General features: G+C 51.4%; 14 protein-coding genes and 1 riboswitch. Of the genes, 13 read left to right on the top strand and 1 reads right to left on the bottom strand.

All coding sequences use genetic code 11. From position 1 onward, the window contains the following. Positions 1-10: 10 nt before the first annotated feature. Complete coding sequence (locus tag BP95_RS33070; RefSeq protein ID WP_028532350.1) at positions 11-1,051, top strand: matrixin family metalloprotease; 1,041 nt, start codon at positions 11-13, stop codon at positions 1,049-1,051. On the opposite strand, the gene BP95_RS30250 is transcribed toward BP95_RS33070, so the two are convergent. Beyond that, positions 1,048-1,398, bottom strand: a complete 351-nt coding sequence (locus tag BP95_RS30250) for a hypothetical protein (RefSeq protein ID WP_051614071.1) — start codon at positions 1,396-1,398, stop codon at positions 1,048-1,050. The genes BP95_RS33070 and BP95_RS30250 overlap by 4 nt on opposite strands. Positions 1,399-1,612: 214 nt before the next feature. On the opposite strand from BP95_RS30250, the gene BP95_RS0112500 reads away from it, so the two are divergent. From BP95_RS0112500 to purN, 12 genes are all read left to right on the top strand, one after another. Beyond that, positions 1,613-1,894, top strand: coding sequence for a DUF1294 domain-containing protein (locus BP95_RS0112500; protein ID WP_021254994.1), 282 nt, complete (start codon positions 1,613-1,615; stop codon positions 1,892-1,894). A 47-nt stretch (positions 1,895-1,941) separates the two neighbouring features. Then, complete coding sequence (locus BP95_RS0112495) at positions 1,942-2,376, top strand: universal stress protein (RefSeq protein ID WP_028532349.1); 435 nt, start codon at positions 1,942-1,944, stop codon at positions 2,374-2,376. A 508-nt stretch (positions 2,377-2,884) separates the two neighbouring features. Beyond that, a riboswitch (purine riboswitch) is annotated at positions 2,885-2,985 on the top strand. Between the two features lie 228 nt (positions 2,986-3,213). Continuing rightward, positions 3,214-3,699 (top strand): 5-(carboxyamino)imidazole ribonucleotide mutase, encoded by a 486-nt coding sequence (purE, locus tag BP95_RS0112490; protein WP_028532348.1) that lies wholly within the window; start codon positions 3,214-3,216, stop codon positions 3,697-3,699. Then, positions 3,696-4,913 (top strand): 5-(carboxyamino)imidazole ribonucleotide synthase, encoded by a 1,218-nt coding sequence (gene purK / locus BP95_RS0112485; RefSeq protein WP_021254991.1) that lies wholly within the window; start codon positions 3,696-3,698, stop codon positions 4,911-4,913. Before purE ends, purK begins: the two co-directional genes overlap by 4 nt. Then, entirely contained in the window at positions 4,906-6,204 is a 1,299-nt protein-coding gene (purB, locus tag BP95_RS0112480) for an adenylosuccinate lyase (protein ID WP_021254990.1), read from the top strand. Before purK ends, purB begins: the two co-directional genes overlap by 8 nt. 431 nt (positions 6,205-6,635) lie before the next feature. Continuing rightward, positions 6,636-7,766: a phosphoribosylaminoimidazolesuccinocarboxamide synthase gene (locus tag BP95_RS0112475; RefSeq protein ID WP_028532346.1), complete on the top strand. Its 1,131-nt coding sequence runs from the start codon at positions 6,636-6,638 to the stop codon at positions 7,764-7,766. A gap of 165 nt (positions 7,767-7,931) precedes the next feature. Beyond that, positions 7,932-8,174, top strand: coding sequence for a phosphoribosylformylglycinamidine synthase subunit PurS (gene purS / locus BP95_RS0112470; RefSeq protein ID WP_021254988.1), 243 nt, complete (start codon positions 7,932-7,934; stop codon positions 8,172-8,174). Between the two features lie 3 nt (positions 8,175-8,177). Then, on the top strand, positions 8,178-8,864 hold the full coding sequence (gene purQ / locus BP95_RS0112465) for a phosphoribosylformylglycinamidine synthase subunit PurQ (RefSeq protein ID WP_028532345.1): 687 nt from the start codon (positions 8,178-8,180) through the stop codon (positions 8,862-8,864). Between the two features lie 76 nt (positions 8,865-8,940). After that, positions 8,941-11,181 (top strand): phosphoribosylformylglycinamidine synthase subunit PurL, encoded by a 2,241-nt coding sequence (gene purL / locus BP95_RS0112460; protein WP_028532344.1) that lies wholly within the window; start codon positions 8,941-8,943, stop codon positions 11,179-11,181. Further along, positions 11,166-12,644 (top strand): amidophosphoribosyltransferase, encoded by a 1,479-nt coding sequence (purF, locus tag BP95_RS0112455; protein WP_028532343.1) that lies wholly within the window; start codon positions 11,166-11,168, stop codon positions 12,642-12,644. The genes purL and purF overlap by 16 nt, the downstream gene beginning before the upstream one ends. Positions 12,645-12,973: 329 nt before the next feature. Next, positions 12,974-14,014: a phosphoribosylformylglycinamidine cyclo-ligase gene (purM, locus tag BP95_RS0112450; RefSeq protein WP_028532342.1), complete on the top strand. Its 1,041-nt coding sequence runs from the start codon at positions 12,974-12,976 to the stop codon at positions 14,012-14,014. A gap of 332 nt (positions 14,015-14,346) precedes the next feature. Continuing rightward, complete coding sequence (purN, locus tag BP95_RS30245) at positions 14,347-14,925, top strand: phosphoribosylglycinamide formyltransferase (RefSeq protein ID WP_036591715.1); 579 nt, start codon at positions 14,347-14,349, stop codon at positions 14,923-14,925. Positions 14,926-14,928 lie beyond the last annotated feature (3 nt).

The following is a 14,928-nucleotide window of genomic DNA, read 5'->3' as shown; positions in this document are numbered from 1 at the left end:
GGAATAAAGGTTGAAAAAGAAATTACTAAGTACGGCTATGTCTATGGTTCTTGTCTTTGCACTTATGGGAACTGCTCAGGCAGCGACTCCTGAGAATCCATGGAAGTTCAGCTCAAGCTCTATCCAGTTCTACAATGATGGTTCCAATAGCTTCTATAAAGGCATTTGGAATACAGGAGCAAGTCGGTGGAGCGGGACAGGCAGTGTTACAATGGGGACAGGCACGAAATATGATTTTCGGGCAGGAAATCAGAAGGTATCGCCAACGAAAGATAATGATTGGGATGGAATTTGCTACACTACATATTCGAATGGGATTGCCTCCAAAACGCGTGCTTGGGTAAATGAATACTACACAACCCAAAGTCGATATTCCCCTTCTATTACGGAGGGAGTTGCCACACATGAATTAGGGCATGCATTGGGCCTTGCACATAATGACAGCGAACCGTCGGTCATGAAATCTTTTACCTTCTGGTCTGATGGATCGCTTGCTAGAACCAATACATCCCCAACATCTGCTGATAAGGACACGGTTAAGAAGAAATACGGGACGATTGCTTTATCGCAAGCGAATCCATCGACTCCCGTTGTGCATATTGACGCTAGTTGGGCTTATGGGTACAGAGACTATACAGCACTCGCCAACGCTGTTGATGCAATCGTAGAAGGACAGGTAGTGCAGGAGAACGGAGTTCGCAAGTCAGGGAGCGGGGCGCCTGAAACGTACCGGACAGAATCCGAGTTCCAGATATCAGAGGTAATCAAAGGGAATGCTTCTCTCAGAAATAGTACGATCAATGTACTACAGATGGGCGGACGCGACCGGGAGGCCATTGTAGTTTCCGACGATACGACTCCACTAAAGCAAGGTGATCAATCGATTCTGTTCTTGAAGCAAAATGAAGATGGAACCTATCGTGTCGTGAATGAGGATACCTCGATTTTCATGAAGGTAACGAACCAGACGCTCCAAGATGGAAATATGGAGATGTACCAGAATCAGAAAAGCAAGGCGCTCGTTAGCAAAGAGGATTTGAAAGGTATTTAATTCTCTTTCCTACCAGCCTTAATAAAGAGGTTCTTCTTCACCTCAACAGCGATTGCTGTTTCTTCATTAATTTCTTTTATTTTATACAGCTTTGTTCCTACGGGGTAAGTGTTAGAGAAGCTATCTCGACTTGAGTCTTCCTCCCGATTTGAGGATGATTGGATTTCTCCCAACAGCTTATCGATCTGTTGAACCTGATCATCACTGCCAACATATCGATTCCCGTGGAAGATGATCATATTGTTGTAGGGCCAGCTTGCGCTCGTCTCCGTTTGTTCACTCGTGCAGCAAGCTGTCAGTATAAGCATCATGCATGAGATAGTGAAAATGGCAAGTAGCTTTTGCATATGGCAGCCTCAACTCCTTCGTACTCATTAACGGTATCGTGAACGGTTATGTTGCGTGAATGAAGCAGAAGCACATTAGGATCCGCGAATGTTGCCTGTACCCGGGTAAAAAGAACGTCTGAGTATGGAATCTGAGCCGGTGAATGCGACCAATCACGATACTTTTGGAATAGCCTCATTGTATAATAGGGAGAGAAAGGGGCTGTTACATAGGATGAAAGATTGGACTTGGATCGTATTCATTTATTTGCTCATCATAAATGTAGTTGGATATCAAATGATGGTTGTGGATAAGCAGCGGGCACAGAGGCATCGCCGCCGTATTCCAGAGCGGAAGCTGTTCTTGTCAGCTTGGCTTGGCGGTGCGCTGGGCGTGTTGACAGCGATGTATAACAAGCGCCATAAGACACAGCATGTTACCTTTACAGCAGGCGTGCCGTTTATATTGCTGGTGAATATTTTTGTGTTTGGTTTTATTTTGCTGCGGTTTGGTTAAATAATAAGCACAGCACTAGTAAATTATGGGGAAGTGTGGTGGGAGTTATGAAATTTCAACGCATTCTTGTCGCATATGATGGATCGGAACCGTCCCGCAAGGCTTTACAGCACGCGGTAGGACTCGCGGAAGCAAGCGAGCAGTCTCAAGTACGCGTCGTGCATGTATTTCAGTTCCCGCAATATTTTGTTGGTACGGCTTATGCTACTGCTTCAGCGGAGACAAACGAGGAGCTGTACGAATACGCAGAGCGTTTACAGCAGGAAGCAGAGGGCAAGGTTGCAGCGCTTGGCGAACGAGCGACGGTTGTCCTTCAGCAAGGCCCTCCTGGTCAAGCAATTATTGATGAGGCAGATGAGTTCAATGCGGATCTTGTTATTATCGGAAGCCGCGGCTTGAGCGGGTTGAAGGAATTCGTGCTTGGCAGTGTCAGCCATCATGTTGTGCAGCATGCAAAGATCCCGGTATTGGTCATTAAATGATGCATTGGCCTGCTGGTCGTACATGATCTTGTAGAGGCAAGTAGGCAAGCAAGAGGTATATGATCATGTTGATCTCGAAATAGGAAAAGTAAGGCGAAAAGTGAAGTTGAATGTGAACGTATCAATGTGAGTGAGTATCATTGTTAGCATATGAAAACATAGGTGAAAGCATATAGTGTAAGCATCAGTGAATGATAGCATTATGAAAGCAAAGTATAATAAGTATACGAGAGAGAAGCCAACAGTAGGAGTGTATCCTGCTGTTGGCCTTTTTAGTTGAATGATATACGAATTATAAATTGAATTATCAATTGAATCATTGAACTAATCATTAAATTAATCATAAATCCAATCATAGGTCGGAATTAATCAAGGATTCTGAATATTTAATGATGCTAACAATGTGAAAATCGCCAATAAACGAACATTAACTATTATTTATTATTTATTATTCGCATTTTATTGTTGACACGCTATGTTAAGCCTTGTTAAACTGTAGGCACAAGATGGATAAACGAATATTGTTTCTCGTATAATTCCGGGAATATGGCCGGAAGTTTCTACCCAAGAACCGTAAATTTTTGGACTACGGGAATGACGAACAGGCAAGACTGTTCTCGCTTTTTCACGTCGCCGACAGATGTCGGGGCTTGATGGGAGCCTGATCATTCTGCCCAGAGCGGAAGAAATCCGCTTGTTTGCTCATTCCGTATACTTAGTCGATGATACGTTCAGGGGGAACTCCTGAACGTTTTTTTGTTATGTAGTAGTGGTCAGGTTGGACATTGTCGAAAGCGGGGGATTGCGATGGTGAACACAGCGAGTCACGAACAAGGCATTGTGCCGGTAGTAGGCGTCATTATGGGAAGCAAGTCCGATTGGGATACGATGAAGAAGGCGTGCGAAGTGCTGGAGGAGCTGGGCGTTGCTTATGAGAAACAGGTAGTGTCCGCACACCGTACGCCAGACGAGATGTTCCGCTATGCCGAGACGGCGGAGGCAAGAGGAATCCGTGTCATTATTGCCGGAGCAGGCGGTGCTGCGCATCTGCCGGGCATGGTAGCGGCGAAGACGGTACTGCCGGTTATCGGCGTGCCGGTGAAGTCATCGCATCTGAACGGGATGGACTCGCTTCTGTCCATCGTGCAGATGCCGGCGGGCGTACCCGTGGCGACCGTCGCGATTGGGCCGGCGGGTGCGACGAACGCCGGGCTGCTGGCCGTGCAGATGCTCGGCATGCACGATGAAGTGCTGCGCGCGCGCATCGCGGCGCGCAGGGAAGCTGTTCGGCAGCAGGTGCAGGACACGGGGGCGCTCGAATGAGCGCGCCTGTGAACGGCCGCACGCTGCCGCAAGAGCGCCCGAGCCGGGTGGACGCACCGGTGCTTGTTCCCGGTGCAACGATTGGCGTGCTGGGCGGCGGCCAATTGGGCCGCATGCTGGCGCTTGAAGGCGTGCGCATGGGCTATCGCTTCACAGCGCTCGATCCAGCGCAGAACGCGCCATGTGGCGCTGCTGCCGAGTTGATTACAGCCGCTTATGACGATGCTGACGCTGCACACGAGTTAGGCCAGCGCGCGGATGTTGTCACATACGAGTTCGAGAATGTATCGGCCGAAGTGGTGGAGCGATTGGAGCGGGAAGCTTACGCGCCGCAGGGCAGCCATCTGCTGCGCATTACGCAGCATCGCTTGCGGGAGAAGGAAGCTCTCAACGCCGCGAACGTACCGGTGGCGCCATATGCAGCCGTAGCTTCCGCTGCTGAGATTCAACAGAGGCTGGAAGCGTTCGGCGGGGCAGGTGTGCTGAAGACAGCAATCGGCGGATACGATGGCAAGGGCCAGCGTATCATTCGCCACCCAGACGAAGCGGAAGGGGCTTATGAGGCGCTCGCCGCTCTCACCTCGGAGCTCGTGCTGGAGGAATTCATTCCTTTCGAGCTGGAGCTGTCCGTCATTGCAGCGCGCAGCCCGCGCGGCGAGATCGCTGTGTTCCCAGTTGCGGAAAACATTCATCGGCATCATATTCTGCATATGTCCATTGTGCCTGCACGCATTCCGCAGCATATCCAGGACGAAGCAAAGCGGCTTGCGCGCCGTATTGCCGAGGCGCTGGACGTCGTTGGCCTCATTGCTGTTGAGATGTTTCTGACCGCTGACGGCCGCCTGCTTGTGAACGAGCTTGCACCACGCCCGCACAATTCGGGACACTACACGATGGATGCCTGCCGCACTTCGCAGTTCGAGCAGCATCTTCGCGCGATATGCAACTTGCCGCTTGGCAGTACGGAGCTCCATACCCCTGTCGTTATGGTGAACTTGCTCGGCGAAGACGCTTTGGACATGGTACAATGGTTCCGTGCTGACGATCCGGCAGCCAGCCGCCTTGGCGTGACGCCGAAGCTGCACTGGTACGGCAAGTCGGAAGCGAAGACGAAGCGCAAGATGGGGCATATTAACATACTAGGGCCGGACATCGCTACTGCGCTCGAATGGATGAATTTAACGGACTTGTGGAGGAATGCAAACGATGATTGAACGGTATTCGCGCCCGGAGATGCGGGCGATTTGGACGGAAGAAAATAAATTTAAGGCTTGGCTTGAGGTGGAGTTGTGTGCGTGTGAAGCATGGGCTGATCTTGGCGTCATCCCGCATGAAGACGTGAAGAAGCTCCGCGAGCATGCAAGCTTCGATATCGAACGGATCTATGAGATTGAGGCAGAAACGCGCCACGACGTGATCGCCTTCACTCGCGCAGTATCTGAGACGCTGGGCGAAGAGCGGAAATGGGTTCACTACGGCTTAACGTCAACGGACGTCGTGGATACGGCGCTTGGCTATTTGATGAAGCAGGCGAATGAGATTATAGATCGCGACTTGCTGAATTTCATCGAGATTTTGAAAAATAAAGCACTTGAATATAAAGATACGCCAATGATGGGTCGTACGCACGGTGTGCATGCAGAACCGACAACATTCGGACTGAAGATGGCACTATGGTATGCAGAAATGCTCCGTAATTTAGAGCGTTTCCGTCGCGCAGCGGAAGGCGTCGAGTTCGGCAAAATGTCCGGTGCAGTTGGGACATATGCGAATATTGACCCATCTGTAGAGAAGTTCGTATGCGCGAAGCTTGGTACGAAGCCAGCACCGATTTCGACGCAGACGCTGCAGCGTGACCGTCATGCGGAGTACATGGCATCGCTTGCGCTTATCGCGACATCGCTTGATAAGTTCGCTACTGAGATTCGCGCCTTGCAGAAGAGTGAGTTCCGCGAAGTGGAAGAAGCATTTGCGAAGGGCCAGAAGGGCTCATCGGCAATGCCGCACAAGCGCAATCCGATTGGCTGCGAGAATATTTCCGGCTTGTCCCGCGTAATGCGCGGATATATGCTGACCGCTTATGAGGATGTGCCGCTCTGGCATGAGCGCGATATTTCGCACAGCTCGGTAGAGCGTATCATCCTGCCGGATGCGACGATGCTGTTGAACTACATGCTGAACCGCTTCATGAACATCGTGAAGAACTTGACGGTGTTCCCAGAGAATATGAAGCGCAACATGCAGCGCACTTTCGATGTTCCGTTCTCCGGCCGCGTCATGACGAAGCTGATCGACAAGGGCTGGGCGCGTGAACAGGCTTATGACACGGTACAGCCTCGTGCGATGCAGGCATGGGAAGAGCAGCGCAGCTTCCGCGACATTATTGAGAACACACCTGAGATTACGGCTGTTCTTAGTGCGGAAGAGATCGCGGATGCGTTCAATCCTGCATGGCATTTGAAAAATGTAGATACGATCTTCCGCCAAGTGGGCTTGCTTGATTAAGGCTTGGAGCAGGAAGAAGCAGATAGTAGCGGTTAGCAGCAAGGTTGCTGGTTAGCGCGAAATTGCAGTGTGGTGAGTAGCAAACTTCCAAGCTGCCTTGAACTAGTCGTGACCTGTACGACTGGCAGCCGGCACTTGCATCCCTAGCGAGCTAACATTACCTAGTACACAATTGAATGATGAGCTTGATTCCTACTCGTCCCCCTATGATGACGTGTAGGCAGCTCCCGTAGGCTGTCGCCCTGACGGCCGAATGCAGGCGGTCTCTTTCTTCCCTCCAACCACGATCGGAAGAGACTGCTGCAACGGGTGCGATATATGGGAGGGTTCCTTTTAAAGGTTGTTCGATTCTATCCGCAGATAATGTGGGCGGGTTGATTTGAACACGCGCTTTTGACTAAATGGGCGTAATGCCGAAAGGAGCACAGGAGATGTCTACAAACACTCAATTTGCGACTGAGACTGACATCGTTCCGCTGCCGCTTCTCCATCGTGGGAAAGTGCGCGAGCTGTATGAACTGGACCCAGACCATTTATTAATTGTTGTATCGGATCGAATCTCTGCATTCGACGCCGTATTGAAGCCGGAGGTTCCCGGCAAAGGAGAGGTATTGAACAGGCTGAGCCAATTCTGGTTCGAGCAGACGAAGCATGTCATTGCGAACCATGTGGTTCCATTCGATAAAGGGCTTCTGAAGCAGACTCAGGAGAAGCGATTGGAGCAATACCGTAGCAGCATACATTCAGCTAATGATATGCATTGTTGTCATGATTCACATCAGGACAGCGAGAATTCTCACCAAGACCAACACCAGAATACACACCCAGAATCACATCCAGAAATACAACGGCATGACACGGCTTTGCATCAAGCTGAGCGAAATACAGAAAGCTTGAATCGCCGAGATGAACATCTCGAACCCCAGGATTTATCCGCAATATTAAGTTCCCTACAAGATCGAATGACAATTGCTCGCCGAGCAAAGCGCATTGACTTTGAATGCGTCGTAAGAGGCTATATTACCGGCGGCGGTTGGAGGCAGTATACGGCCAACCAATCTGTCAACGGAATTGAGCTTCCTGCTGGCCTCCGCATGAATGAGAAGCTGCCGGAGCCGATTTTTACACCGTCCCGCAAGCATGATGAGGGACATGATGAAGATGTGCCGTTTGCGGTTATGTGCGAGGATTTGGGAGCAGATCTTGCGCAGCAGCTGCGTCAGGTCAGCATCGAGCTGTATACGTATGCGGCTGGAATATGCGCATCCAAGGGCATTTTGCTCGCCGATTGCAAATTTGAATTTGGAACTATTGACGGAGAACTTGTACTCATTGATGAGTTGTTCACCCCGGATTCATCGCGCTTCTGGTCGGTCGATCAGTATGTGCTGGATCAGGATATCGATAGCTTGGATAAGGAACCAGTAAGACGCTACTTGGCTGCAAGCGGTTGGGATAAATGTGGGACGCCGCCAGTGCTGCCGGAGCAGGTAGTAGAAGCTACGCGCCGCCGCTATATCGAGCTGTATGAGCGCATTACAGAGCAAGCATGGCCTGAATGATCTTCCGTTTTATAAATGTTTTAACGTTTTGTTGAATGTTCTAGTTTTATGGAGGATCGTCCAACGCTGACTAGTTTGGTCGTTGTTTTATGAATCGTATTCATTACAGTTTTGTAGACTTGTTCAAATTTCATGACAGTATGGACTGATGGGGAGGAAAAAGGGATGAAGGTGAAGGTTTTCGTAACGACTAAGGCAGGCGTATTGGATCCGCAAGGGGCTGCAGTGGAGCAGGCGGTGCACACGATGGGATACAGCGGTGTGGAGCAAGTGCGCATCGGCAAATATATGGAGTTCAATATCAACACGGAAGATCGCGAGCAGGCGTCGGCGCAGGTGGAGCAAATGTGCGAGAAGCTGCTGGCGAATCCAGTCGTTGAAGACTATCGGTACGAGTTGGAGGAATAGGCGATGAAGGCAGCGGTGCTCGTATTTCCCGGATCGAATTGTGACCTAGATTGTGTCCATGCCATACAAGATACGCTGAATGTCGAAGTGGATCGGGTATGGCATACGGAGCAGGATGTAACCGGATATGACCTTATCGTCATTCCAGGTGGCTTCTCGTATGGTGATTATTTGCGCAGTGGAGCGATTGCCAGATTCGCTCCTGTTATGAAGGCGGTCGCTAAGGCTGCTGAGACAGGCACTTATGTGCTTGGGATATGCAACGGATTTCAAATTTTGACGGAAGCGGGATTGCTTCCAGGGACACTGCGGAGAAACGAAGGGCTGAAGTTCCGGTGTCACGCTGCCCCGATTCGAGTAACTCGTGCAGATTTGCCGTTCACACGGGATTATGTCGAGGGCGACATTCTGAACATCCCAATCGCGCATGGCGAGGGCAACTATTATTGCGATGAGGCAACGCTGGCGAAGCTGAAGCAAGGCAATCAAATTGTATTTACGTATGAGCAGAACCCGAACGGTTCACTTGAACATATAGCTGGTATCTGCAACGAGGCTGGCAACGTGCTCGGCATGATGCCTCATCCCGAGCGTGCGGTTAGCGAACTGCTGGGCTCAGCGGATGGCGTTCGCTTGTTTACATCCATTTTACAAGCTTGGAGGGAACAACATGCAGTCAACGCTCACTAATACGATGGAACAAGAACAGGCGGCAGCACGCAGCGCGAAGCAGAAGGAACAATCCCTTGCTGAAGGACTTCGCCATATGAAGCAGGAACCGACTGCTGAGCAGATTGAGGAGCAGAAGCTGTACCGGACAATGGGCGTAACGGAAGATGAGTATGCACGCATATGCGAGCTGCTCGGCCGGAAGCCGAATTATACCGAAATCGGTGTGTTCAGTGTCATGTGGTCTGAGCATTGTGCTTATAAAAACTCGAAGCCGCTGCTCAAGCGATTCCCGACTTCAGGCGACCGTGTACTGGTTGGTCCGGGCGAAGGAGCGGGCATTGTCGACATTGGGGACGAACAAGCGGTTGTATTCAAAATCGAGAGCCATAACCATCCCTCTGCCATCGAACCGTTTCAAGGTGCGGCTACGGGAGTAGGCGGTATTATTCGCGATATTTTCTCGATGGGCGCGCGTCCGGTTGCTATGCTGAATTCACTGCGCTTCGGCAGCTTGCAGGATGAGCGGGTGAAGTATTTATTCGAGCATGTTGTATCAGGCATTGCTGGCTATGGCAACTGCATCGGCATTCCGACGGTGGGCGGCGAGGTCGTCTTCGATGACAGCTATGCAGGCAATCCGCTCGTTAACGCGATGTGCGTTGGGCTGATCGACCACAAAGATATCCAGAAGGGCGTGGCGAGCGGAATCGGCAATCCTGTGTATTATGTTGGGCCACCGACAGGACGCGATGGCATTCATGGTGCGACATTCGCATCGGAGGAGCTGACAGAGCAATCGGAAGCGAAGCGTCCGGCGGTACAAGTAGGCGACCCGTTCATGGAGAAGCTGGTTATGGAGTCATGCTTGGAACTGATAGCTTCCGGCATCGTGATCGGGATTCAGGATATGGGGGCGGCTGGTCTAACTTGTTCGAGCGCGGAGATGGCGAGCAAGGCAGGCAACGGGCTTGAGCTCGACTTGAACGAGGTGCCGCAGCGTGAATTTGGCATGACACCTTATGAAATGATGCTGTCCGAATCGCAGGAACGCATGCTGTTCGTTATTGAAGAGCATAACGAGCCAATTGCGATGGAAATCTTTGAACGTTGGGGCGTTATTTGCCGCAAGGTTGGCCGCGTTACAGACGATGGGCGCCTGCGCCTGCTGTATGGTGGCGAGGTTGTCGGCGATATGCCGGTTAACGGACTTGTGGATGAATGTCCGATTTATAATAAGCCTTCTGCTGTACCTGCTTATTATGAGGCTAACGCTTCCGTGGACACAACGGCTTACCCAGAAGTAAGCGGGGTTGAAGCACTGAACGGAGCGCTATTGAAGGTGCTTGGCTCACCATCTGTGGCAAGCAAGGAATGGGTATATCGCCAGTACGACACGATGGTTCGCACGAGCACAGCAGTGGCACCAGGCTCGGATGCGGCAGTTGTGCTTGTGCGCGGAACGAACAAAGCGCTCGCGATGACGACGGATTGCAATGGCCGTTATGTGATGCTTGATCCATTCATGGGAGGCCGCATTGCGGTCTGTGAGGCAGCGCGCAATATTGTATGCTCCGGTGCTGAGCCGTTGGCAATTACGGATAACTTGAACTTCGGCAATCCGGAGAAGCCGGAGAACTTCTGGCAGATGGAGCAGGCTGTTGATGGCATGGCTGAAGCATGCCGTGTGATGAATACGCCGGTTATCGGTGGGAACGTAAGCTTGTATAACGAAAATGCAAAGGGAGCCATCTATCCAACGCCAGTCGTTGGCATGGTCGGTCTCGTTCATGATACGCAGTACATTACGACACAAGCCTTCAAGCAGGCGGGAGATGCAGTACTGCTTCTGGGCCGTACGAAGGCAGAGCTTGGCGGAAGTGAATTCCAAGCCATTGTACACGGCTCGGTAGAAGGTCGTCCTCCACAGCTCGATCTGAATGCAGAATCAAGCTTGCTGAAGACCGTGTTGAGCCTGATTCAAGCAGGACTAGTGCAGTCGGCACATGATGTATCGGACGGAGGTCTCGCGGCTGCGCTTGCGGAGAGCTGCATCAGCGGTCATATCGGTGCGACGCTTGATCTAAGCACAGAAGGACTGCGTACGGATATCGCACTGTTCAGCGAGAGCCAATCCCGTATCCTGCTGTCGGTACGTGCTGAGCAGTTGGAAGAAGTGAAGGCTCGCTGCGCGGAAGCAGGAGTTCCGGTAGAGGGCATCGGTACAGTCGGAGGTGAACAGATCCACGTTCGGGTAGATGGAACGGATGCTTTGAATATGCCTTGGCAACAAGCAGAACAGGTATGGAAGGATGCGATTCCATGTCTCATGAAGTAACAGGGGCTTACTACAATGAGGGCAGCGGCAAGGATGGGCCATTTGACCGCTTGAAGGAAGAATGCGGAGTATTCGGTGTGTTTGGTTATGAAGAGGCGGCTTCGATGGTGTATTACGGGCTGCACACGCTGCAACATCGTGGCGAGGAAAGTGCAGGCATGTGTACGTCCGACGGTCAATCCTTCCACTATCATCGTGCAATGGGGCTTGTGAAGGAAGTGTTCGATGCCGAGCGATTGCAAGATATGCGCGGTGATCGGGCGATCGGCCATGTACGTTATTCGACGTCCGGCGACAGCCGGCTGGCAAACGCGCAGCCACTCGTCTTCAAGACGCGCGATGGGGATCTTGCAGTTGCGACGAACGGGAATATCGTCAACGCTCCTGCAATTCGCCGCGAGTTGGAGAAGAAGGGTTCTATTTTCCAGACGACGAGTGATACCGAGGTGATTGCGCATCTTATCGCTCGCTCGGAGCACGACGTCGTTCGTGCGGCCAAGGAGGCGCTTCGTGAGCTGGTTGGGGGCTTTGCCTTCCTCATTATGACGAACGACAAGCTGCTTGCCGCATCCGATCCGAATGGCCTCCGGCCGCTTGTGCTTGGCAGGCTAGGCGACAGTTATGTATTTGCCTCGGAGACATGTGCACTTGAAGCGGTTGGTGCGGAATTAGTTCGTTCCTTGGAGCCGGGGGAACTGCTCATCGTAGATGCGCTCGGTCATCGTTCGGAACGGTTCGCACCGCTACAACGCCGCACATTATGCGCGATGGAGTTCATCTACTTCTCAAGGCCAGATAGCCAGCTGCATGATGTCAATCTGCATACTGCACGCAAACAAATGGGCATGCAGCTTGCGAGGGAATCGTTCGTAGAGGCGGATATCGTAAGTGGTGTGCCGGATTCTAGTATATCGGCTGCTATTGGGTACGCAGAGCTGACGGGAATTCCCTATGAGATGGGCTTGATTAAGAGTAAGTATACGGGCCGGACGTTTATTCAGCCGAGCCAAGCATTGCGCGAGCAGGGTGTGAAGATGAAGCTGAGTGCGGTGCGCAGTGTCGTAGAGGGCAAACGGGTCGTTCTAATCGATGATTCGGTCGTGCGGGGCACGACATCACGCCGAATTGTGCGCATGCTGCGCGAAGCGGGGGCTTTGGAGGTTCATCTGCGCATCGCTTCGCCACCGTTCAAGCATCCGTGCTTCTACGGAATCGATACGCCGAACAGCGAGGACTTGATCGCGTCATCGCACACGGTGGAAGAGATGTGTGAACTGGTGGGGGCGGACTCCCTTGCTTTTCTGAGCCAAGACGGCATGATTGGTGCAATTGGTGGGGCATTTGCGAAGGAGTCCAACGGAGGGCTGTGCTTAGCCTGCTTCGATAAGGACTATCCAACGAATCTATATACAGACCCTGCAGCAGCGGGGACGGGCAATGAACGCTCAGGCTGTGGCTGTTGAGTGTGAGAGGCTGTCAAGTGATTTTTAGCGATTGCAAATTGATATCTAAATGATTGCAAATGTGATTGCGAAGTGATTGCGAAGTGATTGCGAAGTGATTGCGAAGTGATTGCGAAGTGATTTCTAAATGAATTTCTAAATGAATTTCTAAATGATTGCCAAGTGATCGCTCGGGCTGTGGGATGTCGCCTGCTGGGCCGAGATTCGTAACATATACATTTTGAATAATTCGAGATTTCAAGATTTCATTCATTTCACATTAACGATGACGGACGGGAATGCAGGATGCATTCCTGTCCTGCTTACAGGGAGAGAGGAGACGCACGATCATGTCAGAAGCCTACAAACAAGCGGGTGTCGATATTGCGGCGGGGAATGAAGCGGTCGAACGAATGAAGAAGCATGTGCGCCGCACATTTACGCCAGGAGTGCTAACCGATTTGGGTGGATTCGGAGCTTTGTTCCAACTGGATATTCAGCGTTACAAAGAACCGGTTCTTGTATCAGGTACGGACGGAGTGGGAACGAAGCTGAAGCTGGCGTTCGCGCTTGATAAGCATGACACGATCGGCATTGATGCTGTGGCGATGTGTGTGAATGATATTGTCGTCCAAGGTGCAGAACCGTTATTCTTCCTTGATTACTTGGCCTGCGGGAAGGTCGTTCCAGAGCAAATTGAAGCGATTGTGAGCGGTATTGCGGAAGGCTGCGCACAGTCGGGCTGCGCTCTAATCGGTGGTGAAACGGCTGAAATGCCAGGTATGTATTCGGCAGATGAGTACGATATTGCTGGCTTCAGCGTAGGTGTCGTAGATAAGAGCCGAATCATTACTGGTGAATCGATTCGCCCTGGCGATGTTGTGCTGGGTCTTGCTTCGAGTGGACTGCACAGCAATGGCTTCTCACTCGTCCGCAAGTTGTTGCTTGAACAAGGCGGACTGAGTTTGACGGATGTAGCACCTGATGGCAGCAGTACACTTGGAGAGGTACTACTTACGCCGACACGCATTTATGTGTGCTCCATGCTTGAACTGATGAAGCAAGTGAATGTGAAGGGTGCGGCTCATATTACAGGTGGGGGATTCTTAGAGAATATTCCGCGTGTGCTTCCTGAAGGTACGTCTGTTGAGATTGAGTATGGGGCATGGCCGATTCATCCTGTGTTCACTTGGTGCAAGGAAATTGGCAAGCTTACCGCTTCTGAATTATTCACGACGTTCAATATGGGAATCGGCATGGTGATCGTTGTTGGGGAAGAGGAAGCGAATACCGCAATCCGCAGTCTGGAACAAAGCGGCGAGGCTGTATATCGCATTGGAAGAGTTACGGAAGGAAGCCGTCAAGTTCACATCCCGGGGGTAGGCTTGTAATGCGGCAATCGGAATGGAACGAGGATGTGCCAGAAAGTATGCCTGAAAATATGCATGAAGGTAAGCAGGAAGGTTTGTATGGAGGTAAGCATGATGGTAAGCAGGAAGGTTTGCATGGAGGCAAGCGTACAATGGAGATGCCAACTAATGATCCAAGCAAGATGTATGGTAGTGGTACGTCCGCTGATGCATCTCCGTGCTTAAATGCAAACTCGCTCAGTAACGTAGAAGCTAGAGTCGAAGTTAGTGCCAAATCGGAGCCTAAAGAGCAGCCTAAAGAGCAGCCTAAAGAGCAGCCTAAAGAGAAGCCTAAAGAGCAGCATCTCCCACGCATTGTCGTGTTTGCTTCTGGATCGGGTTCGAACTTTCAAGCGCTTGTCGATGCGGCTGCTTGCGGGCAGCGTCTGAAAGCTGACATCGCCCTACTCGTATGCGACAAGCCTAATGCGCGCGTCATTGAGCGTGCGAAGCAAGCCGGCGTGCAGACTGCCATATTTGAACCGAAGAAATATACTTCTCGTGAGGATTATGAGCAGGACGTTCTCCGCTTGCTGCACAAGCAACGCATTGACTGGGTTGTGCTGGCAGGGTATATGCGCCTTGTAACCCCCGTATTGCTGCGAGCTTATGAAGGACGCATGGTCAATATCCATCCTTCGCTTCTGCCAGCATTTCCGGGCATGCACGCGGTACGCCAAGCATTGGATTACGGCGTGAAGGTGACGGGAGTGACGGTACATCTTGTTGATGAAGGGATGGATACAGGGCCAATATTGGCGCAGCAGGTTGTTGCCATCCTGCCTAATGATACGGAAGATACTTTGTCAGCGCGTATCCAGCAAGCTGAGCACGAACTGTACCCGCAAGTGGTGCAGAATCTCCTCTCTGCGGAGCTTCTTGCAATCAGCTAATTT

Origin of the sequence: Paenibacillus sp. UNC217MF (assembly GCF_000686865.1) — a bacterium.
Lineage (GTDB): Bacteria > Bacillota > Bacilli > Paenibacillales > Paenibacillaceae > Paenibacillus_B > Paenibacillus_B suaedae.
Note: the sequence above shows the minus strand (reverse complement) of the source record. Positions and strands in the feature narration are given on the sequence as shown.

Bases quoted from the DNA above. Each gene is read 5' to 3' on its own strand.
- BP95_RS0112495 (WP_028532349.1), top strand. From the start codon at position 1,942: ATGAAATTTCAACGCATTCTTGTCGCATATGATGGATCGGAACCGTCC.
- purM (WP_028532342.1), top strand. From the start codon at position 12,974: ATGTCAGAAGCCTACAAACAAGCGGGTGTCGATATTGCGGCGGGGAAT.
- purF (WP_028532343.1), top strand. From the start codon at position 11,166: ATGTCTCATGAAGTAACAGGGGCTTACTACAATGAGGGCAGCGGCAAG.
- BP95_RS30250 (WP_051614071.1), bottom strand. From the start codon at position 1,398: ATGCAAAAGCTACTTGCCATTTTCACTATCTCATGCATGATGCTTATA.
- BP95_RS0112500 (WP_021254994.1), top strand. From the start codon at position 1,613: ATGAAAGATTGGACTTGGATCGTATTCATTTATTTGCTCATCATAAAT.
- purB (WP_021254990.1), top strand. From the start codon at position 4,906: ATGATTGAACGGTATTCGCGCCCGGAGATGCGGGCGATTTGGACGGAA.
- purS (WP_021254988.1), top strand. From the start codon at position 7,932: ATGAAGGTGAAGGTTTTCGTAACGACTAAGGCAGGCGTATTGGATCCG.
- BP95_RS0112475 (WP_028532346.1), top strand. From the start codon at position 6,636: ATGTCTACAAACACTCAATTTGCGACTGAGACTGACATCGTTCCGCTG.
- purK (WP_021254991.1), top strand. From the start codon at position 3,696: ATGAGCGCGCCTGTGAACGGCCGCACGCTGCCGCAAGAGCGCCCGAGC.
- purQ (WP_028532345.1), top strand. From the start codon at position 8,178: ATGAAGGCAGCGGTGCTCGTATTTCCCGGATCGAATTGTGACCTAGAT.
- purL (WP_028532344.1), top strand. From the start codon at position 8,941: ATGAAGCAGGAACCGACTGCTGAGCAGATTGAGGAGCAGAAGCTGTAC.